The sequence below is a fragment of the Pseudoflavonifractor phocaeensis genome (genome assembly GCF_016901955.1).
GTDB lineage: Bacteria > Bacillota > Clostridia > Oscillospirales > Oscillospiraceae > Flavonifractor > Flavonifractor phocaeensis_A.
Map to the genome: position 1 here is coordinate 1 of NZ_JACJLC010000116.1, position 7028 is coordinate 7028.

Here is a 7028-nt window from a genome sequence, read left to right on the forward strand (position 1 = left end):
TCACAAGCACGCGGTCAAGGTCGGCTTCGGCTTCTATCAAGCGGGGCTTGACGGTATCGCCCAGCCCGTCCTCGGCGGTCTGGTAAATCACTTGGAATGGCGGCAAGGGCTTCATTCCCGGCAGCGTTCCCCCGGTGGTGCAGGCGGCGGCAAGGCGTAGGGCAAAGGTGGTCTTGCCCTCGCCGGGATTGCCTTGCACAATGGTTACTTTCCCGAAAGGGATATACGGCTCCCATAGCCATTCAACGGTCTGTGTGTCAACCTCGCTCATGCGAATAATCTCGACGGTTTCTTCCTGCGGCGGCTCTTTCAAGCCGTAAACCGCTTCCCGGATATACTTCCCGTCTGTGATTTCTGCCCGGTGCTGCAATACCTCGTTCCAGTCCTTAAACAGCGGCACAAGGCGGTGGACGGTATATCCCTCCGGCACAAGCTCCGCAAGGCGGCTGCAAGCGTCGTTTCCCGCTTGGTCGCTGTCAAGGCAGAGGTAAACGGTCTTGATGTTTGGGCGGTCAGAGAGGAGACGCAACAGGGCTTTTTCTCCCACGCCGCCCAATGACAAATAGCTCTGCTTCTGCCATGCCTTTTTGAACAGGCAGAGGAAAGAGAGCAGGTCAACGGGGGCTTCAAAGACAAAAAGCCTGTCGCCCTCGCCCCGGTAGCAGAAATTAAAGGCTTTGTCGCTGCCTTTCACATCAAGCCGGAAGTTTCCCGCCGTCCCCTTGCTGTGGGCGTAACGCGGTATTCCGTCCTCGTCCCGCCCCACAAATACGGCGTTGTGGTGGGCTGCGTCCTCGTAAATATCGCCGCGGGCAAAGAAAATGCCCGTCACATCTTCATCAATGCGGCGGGCTGCTGTGAGGTAGTTCCTCGCTGTTCGATTGTCGCTGTTTGGGGGCGGTAGCCGGAAGTCGGATAGGGACGCGGGGCAAGGTCTGTCCGGCGGCGGTACGGCTCCCTTTTCTCCTGTGAGAAGTTCCACGGCTTCGGTGAAGCTCTTGCCGAAAAACTCCATGACAAAATCGACGGGGCCGCCGCCCTTGCTCTGGCTGTGCCTGTACCATTTGTTTCCCCGGACGGTCAAGCTGTCGTGCCGTTTCCAGCGGTATTCATTTCCGGCGCGGGTAAGCTGCTCGCCCTGTGATTGCAGGAAAGAAACAAGGTCGGCTTGGTTCGCCCGGTCTATCTGTTCTTGGGTGTAATACATGGTTGATACCTCGCTTTCTGTGGTTGAATTGTTCATAGTTTTGGAGTAGAATAAAGTCAACAAATCGGAATATTGGAGGCAAAAGACGATGGAAGAAAATAAAACGACAATAGTGGAAAAAACTGTAAAAACAGGAATAACATTTGGTAGTGCTTTAGCTATGGTAATAAGTTATACAACATGGAAATCTGTTTGGTGGGCAATTTTTCATGGCTTGCTTAGTTGGGTATATGTGATTTATTTTGTTTTGCGCTATTAAATTGCCATTTATTGAGTAACACATAGGACGGACAGGCAAAGCAGCGTGCCCGCCCTTTTCTTTATCGCTCTTGTTCCTGCCGCTTGGTGCGGCTCTGTGTCTGCTCCGGCTGGTCGGCTTTCAGCGCAATATCAACGCACTTGCGGATATTGTGCAGCTCGGCAACCTCGGCGCGGGTTTCTTTCAGCTTGGTATATTCCGCTGTCCTCTGTCCGCTGAGGGTGGCATACTCTTTTTCCCATTCAGAAATAGGCAAGGGGGGCTTTGTCCCTTTCGGCAGATTTGCATGGAGATAGCGGCTCGCTGCGTTCCATAGGGTAAGCTCGGCGCGGTGGGTTTCCTCGTACTTGTCGCGCTTGTTCGTCCAGCCATTTTTCAGCTTTTTCAGTTCGTCGTGAATGGGCTTGTACTCGGTGTAGTTCCTCCCGTACTCAATCAGCTTTTGCAATTCTTTCATGCGCTTCTCGGCGGTTTTCATGCCCTCCCGGATAGCGTCGGCTTGGTCGCTGACAGAGGAAAGGGCAGCGTCCAGCTCCGCAAGGGTGGAAATGCCGCGCTCCGCAAGGAAATTGACTGCCTGTGATACGGTTTTCAGTTCATCGGCTGCGTGCTGCCTTTGCCAATACTGCGAATACTTCCGGCTCTTTTCCCTCTGAACGCTCATATACTTTATCAGCAGATTTGCAAGGCCGGGGGATTGCGGGGGCTGCTCCGGGGCGGTTTCCCGCGCCTTGAACAGCTCGCCAATCCATTCTTTGAGCTTTCCAATCTGCGCCCGGATTTCCCGGATAAGGCGGTTTGCCTTTTGGATATTCCGGTTCAGCTCGCCTTTCTCGGTGGCTATGCCTTTCTTCTCCATTTGACAAGCCGCTACGCCCATGTGGACGGTAGGCAGCTCGTCAATGCCGCGCTCGGCGTTGCTGCGGTGGTCGATACGCTCCGGGCTTCCGGCGCGTTCAAGGTAGGCGTTTGAAATATCCGCCCATGCCTTGCGCCATAAAAGCGCGTTGCCCTTGTCGTTCCAGCCTGTGAGGTCAACTTTGTGCGTCTTGTATCTGCCGCTTGGCAAGCGAATACGCTCGCCGTTTTCGTCAAGGTCATATTCCTTTTTGGACTTCGCCGCCCATGCGCCGCGCTCGTCAAGGGGGCGCATGGTAAGCATGATATGACAATGGGGGTTGCCGCTGCCGGTGTCGTGAATGGCAAAATCAACGCACATTCCTCTGGAAACAAATTGAGAGGAACAGTATTCCCGGACGAGCCGGATCTGTTCCTCTCTGGATAATTCTATGGGGAGTGCTGCGTCAATCTCTCTGGCAAGCTGGGCGTTCCCGGCTTTCTCGTAAAGTTCCACGCTGTTCCATAGGGCAGCGCGGTCAGAGAAAGAGGGCGGGGCATGGGGCGGCAGTAGGATTTCCGTATGGACAACGCCGCGCTTGCGGGTGTAGTCATGGGTCATTCCGTCCCACTCGTTTGTGATTTTCTCGCCGCTTCGATAGGCGGCTGCGGCAACGGCTGACTTGCCTTTTCCTCGGCTCACAATGCCGATGTTACAATGGTAAATGGCTATGGGTATCACCTCCCGGATAGGATAATAAAACCCGCAAAAATAGTACAGACGCCGGGGCGGGTGTACTGTTTTTGTGGGTGTGCAGGGATAGCCGCGAAGCGGCGCAAGGGGTGCAGCCCCTTGTTGCGGCAAAGCCGCCATATCGGAGCGCGGGGAAAGTTCCCTGTGCGGAGATAAGCCCTCGGCAGAGCGCACACGCCCGCAAGGGTGTATAAGTGCGCCCTTTGTTCCAAAGGGATTATTCCGCGTTCCCGTTCTTGGCTCGTTTTCTCAAAAACTCCTGCGCTGGCTCGCTCGTCAAGGCAAGCTGTAAAAAGGCTTTCGCGTCCTCGTCCGGCATGGCAATCAGCTCCGGCACAAGGCTCTCCATGAAGCCGCCGCGCTTGCAAAGCCTGTGGTTCCTCGCCTTGCGTTCCTCAACGGATAGCTTCTGTCGCAACATCTTTTCCCGGTTCTCAAACTGCCGGATTTTCTTCTTGCTTTCCTCAATCTCGGCGGTCAATTCCTCGCGGGTTTTCTCTCTCGGTTTCGTCATGACTGGTCGCTCCTTTCTGCCTGTCGGCATAGAAAAAGGACAGTCGATTTTCTCGGCTGTCCCTTGTGGGTGGAGTGTTTGATTTTACTATGTTCTGTTCGATTAAACAAAAATTCATTCCTTAAACTTATTCTTTATTCCTATTTCTGTTTTATAAAAGCCGCAAAACAAAAATACTATTCCCGTACAAATTCCTACAGTAAGGGCAATATTAACTGAAATCTGTAAAAGGAACATTCCTATACTTAAAATAATCTCAACTACTCCTAATACCTTGCCAAGAGAGATAAAATTATTTGGTGCTATACTTTGTGCATAATTCCAGTGTTCTTGTGATTTCCGTGCAGTTGGTGTGTTATATCCGTTACCCGATTTTATGTCAGTTGCAGGATGTCTTTTCAATATGTCCCCAACCAAAATCATTACAAAAGGTATAATCAGATTTAATAACAATAAGGAATACATGGTTTGCCTCCTCAACTCCGATTTGTTCCCAAGAAACAGTATATCATAAGATTGTGAACAAATCTACATCATTTCAGCCTGTCAGCGGCGTTGTTCTCTCTGGCATATTGCCGCGCCGCTTCCCTGCGTTCCTCACTGTATGGGGCGGTCAGACGGAAAGAGAAACGGCCTTTCTCAATGTCAAACTCCATGCAGCCCGTTTCCGGGTCTGCATCGGTCTGCTGGCAGATCGCCGGGTAGCGGCGGCTGTATGCAAGCAGACGCTTTTTCAAGGCGGTGTTGTGGGTGCGGATATGGATAAGGGGGTCTTTCTCGTCAAACCAAATATCGGTGGTCTTTTCCTGCTTGGTAAGCCCTGTTCTCATGCAAGCTCCTTTCTGCGCCCCTGTTACGCAATAGGGGCATTTTTCGGGTGTTTTCTCCGGCTCTTGACTTGGAGAAAACAGCGTTTTTGACGATAAAAACCGCCCGGACGGGGAATGGTTCGTCGGGGCGGCTGTTATCGCAAGATTTCCGATTTTTCCGGCTCTTGACCGTCAGACATAGATTAGCTCATGCCTGATGATTTCCTCGGCTCTCGCCTTGCAGTTGTTCATCAATCCTACCCATTTCATCGGGTCGGCGGCTTTAAGGGTTTCGGTGGCTCCCGCTTCTCTGGCAAGGCGGGGCATGAGGTAGTCCAGCATATCCCGCGCCGCCCGGTCTGTTTCCGCAAGGTGGGGATATAACTTCTCGCTGGCTACAAGGGCGGTATAAAGGCGGTGGCGGTATTGTTCCAGATAGGCTTTCCGCAGCCGCCCGTAGTGGCCGATATGGGGCTTTGGGGTAATGGGGCGGTTCCCGTTATCAATCAATCTTCTCATGCGATTTGTTCTCCTTTCTCGTCGTGCTTCTTCCTGTGGTAGTTCTCCCGCCTTGCAGCAAGGAAGTTCTCATACCGGGCTTGGGCTGCGGGGTTTCCGGCTGCGGCTTCCTCGTACATCTTCTGGCGGGATTTCTTGGTGGCTTCCGAGTGGTAAGCCCGCCGCCTTGCAAGCTCGGCGGCTGCGGCGGGGTCGGTTTCCGCTTGGGCTTTCAGTTCTTGGTAGGCGTTCTTCTTCCGGCTCCGGCTGGCTTCAAGGCGTTCCGCTTCCTCCGGCGTGAGGGGCTGTCCCGCGACTTGCGCGGCGGCAAGCTCTTTGAGCGTCCGGGGCTTGGGCGGCTGCGCTGCTTTCTGCCGTTCATACCATGCCTTGTGCTGGTGGTTTTTCCTCTCGCGGTAAGCGGCAAGGCGTTCTGCTTCCTCCGGCGTGAGGTCGGCTCCGGCCTTTTGCAGCGCGGCAAGCTCCTTTAAGGATTTCGGCTTTGGGGACTTGGGCGGCTCGGCGGCTTTCCGTTTCTTCCGCCATTCCTTTTGCCATGCCCGGTTATGGGCTAACCGCGCTTCGTCTGCCGCCTGTTCCTCCGGGGTCAGCAAGCCCGCTTTCTTCCTCGCGGTAAACTCCCGCTTCTCTGCCTTGCGCTTTTCCTCCCGCGCTTTGGCAAGCTCCTGTGAACGGGCTTCCTTTGCCGCCTGTTCCTCCTGCTGGCGGCGTTGTTCCTCGGCTTCCATTGGGGTAACGATATGGGCGGGGACTTCAAACGCGCCGATGAAGTTGAGGTAAATATCTATCCGCTGGCGGCGGCTGTTCCCGCGCCCCTCGCCCTCATGGACAACCACTTTCTCGATAAACTCGTTGAGCATGGGCGTTGTCAATTCGGAAAAGTCGGTGTAGCGGCTCACAAGCTCGATAAACTTATCTGTTTTCAGCCTGTCGGCGTTCCAGCTCTCGATTGCTTCCTGCCATTGTGCGATAGCGGCTTCCAGCCCGGTCTGTTCCTCGTCATATTCGGCAAGCAGACGGGTAAAGTGCTTATCGGGTATCTTGCCTGTGGCGTTTCCCTCGTACAGCTTTTTTACAAGCCCGTCCAGCTCCTTATACCGCCGCTGCGCCTTGCTCACTTTCTGCCGGTACTCCTTGACGGCATTTTCTTGGTGCTGGTCGGTGGCTTTCCGCACACGCTCGATAAACTCCGCTTCATTGTGCCGTACATACCAGCTCACGCGCTGGATTGCGGCAAGAATGGCGGCTTCCATTTTCGCGGTGGGGATATAGTGCATGGTGCAGTCGCGGGTAAGCTGGCGGTAGCTGGAACACACAAAAGCGTCGTCCAGATACTTGCCTTGCACAAGGCTGCTGCGGTGGGTCAGCTTCGCGCCGCAGTCGGCGCAGTAGAGAAGCCCGGTCAAGCGGTTTGGGGTGTTCTGCCGCTTGGGGGCGCGGCGTTTTGTTCCCATAAGCCGCTGGACGGTGTTCCATGTTTCCTCGTCCACAATGGCGGGGATTTCCCCGTCAAAAATATACTGTTCCTCCGGCGCGGTCTTGCGGGTGCTTTTGGTCTTGTAGTTCTCGCAGACGGTTTTCCCTAAAACCTTGCGCCCTGTGTACTCCGGGCGTTTGAGGATATAGCTGATAGTTGTTGTTGACCATGCGTAGGGGTCTGTGTACTTCGCCGACCGGACGGGTGCGCCTATCCGCTTCCAATGCTCGGACGGGATAGGGATTTTCTCGGCGCGGAGTGCCCTTGCTATGCTGGCGATACTCTCCCCGGCAACAACGCTGTGGAAGATACGGCGCACAACGGCGGCGGCTTCCTCGTCGATTACCCATTCGCCCTTGTTCTCCTTGGACGCAAGGTAGCCATAGCTGACGCTGCCGGAGCAGCGCAAGCCCTTTTCCATTCTCGACTTGAAAACGGTCTTGATTTTCCGGCTGGTGTCGGCAACATACCACTCGTTTATCACATCTCGGAAAATTGACATTATATCAAAGCCGTTGGCGGTATCAAGGTTGTCATTTGCCGCAATAAAGCGTACATGGTACTCGTCAAAGGTGCGCTTCAAAAGCCCCACTTCGACAACATCACGGCCAATCCTGCTTTGGTCTTTGATAATGACCGTAGCCACATTTCC

At 54.2% G+C, this 7028-nt stretch carries 8 protein-coding genes; 1 reads left to right on the forward strand and 7 read right to left on the reverse strand.

Going from position 1 to position 7028, the window contains the following annotated elements:
* On the reverse strand, positions 1-1207 hold a 1207-nt coding region (locus H6B51_RS15615; RefSeq protein WP_204884552.1), incomplete at its 3' end, for a toprim domain-containing protein.
* 88 nt (positions 1208-1295) lie between these two features.
* On the opposite strand from H6B51_RS15615, the gene H6B51_RS15620 reads away from it, so the two are divergent.
* Entirely contained in the window at positions 1296-1466 is a 171-nt protein-coding gene (locus H6B51_RS15620) for a hypothetical protein (RefSeq protein ID WP_167495256.1), read from the forward strand.
* A gap of 61 nt (positions 1467-1527) precedes the next feature.
* On the opposite strand, the gene mobQ is transcribed toward H6B51_RS15620, so the two are convergent.
* The 6 genes from mobQ to H6B51_RS15650 form a co-directional block, all read right to left on the reverse strand.
* On the reverse strand, positions 1528-3045 hold the full coding sequence (gene mobQ, locus H6B51_RS15625; protein ID WP_204884555.1) for a MobQ family relaxase: 1518 nt from the start codon (positions 3043-3045) through the stop codon (positions 1528-1530).
* A gap of 229 nt (positions 3046-3274) precedes the next feature.
* Positions 3275-3571, reverse strand: coding sequence for a DUF3847 domain-containing protein (locus H6B51_RS15630; protein WP_204884553.1), 297 nt, complete (start codon positions 3569-3571; stop codon positions 3275-3277).
* A 114-nt stretch (positions 3572-3685) separates the two neighbouring features.
* Positions 3686-4036, reverse strand: coding sequence for an SdpI family protein (locus tag H6B51_RS15635; RefSeq protein ID WP_087268227.1), 351 nt, complete (start codon positions 4034-4036; stop codon positions 3686-3688).
* 68 nt (positions 4037-4104) lie between these two features.
* Positions 4105-4401, reverse strand: a complete 297-nt coding sequence (locus H6B51_RS15640) for a hypothetical protein (protein WP_087249586.1) — start codon at positions 4399-4401, stop codon at positions 4105-4107.
* Positions 4402-4572: 171 nt separating this feature from the next.
* The gene (locus H6B51_RS15645) at positions 4573-4899 is read right to left on the reverse strand and encodes a TnpV protein (protein WP_087385919.1); all 327 of its coding nucleotides are present in this window, start codon (positions 4897-4899) and stop codon (positions 4573-4575) included.
* Positions 4896-7028 (reverse strand): recombinase family protein (locus tag H6B51_RS15650; protein WP_204884554.1); only part of this gene is annotated, 2133 nt, incomplete at its 5' end. The genes H6B51_RS15645 and H6B51_RS15650, both read right to left, overlap by 4 nt.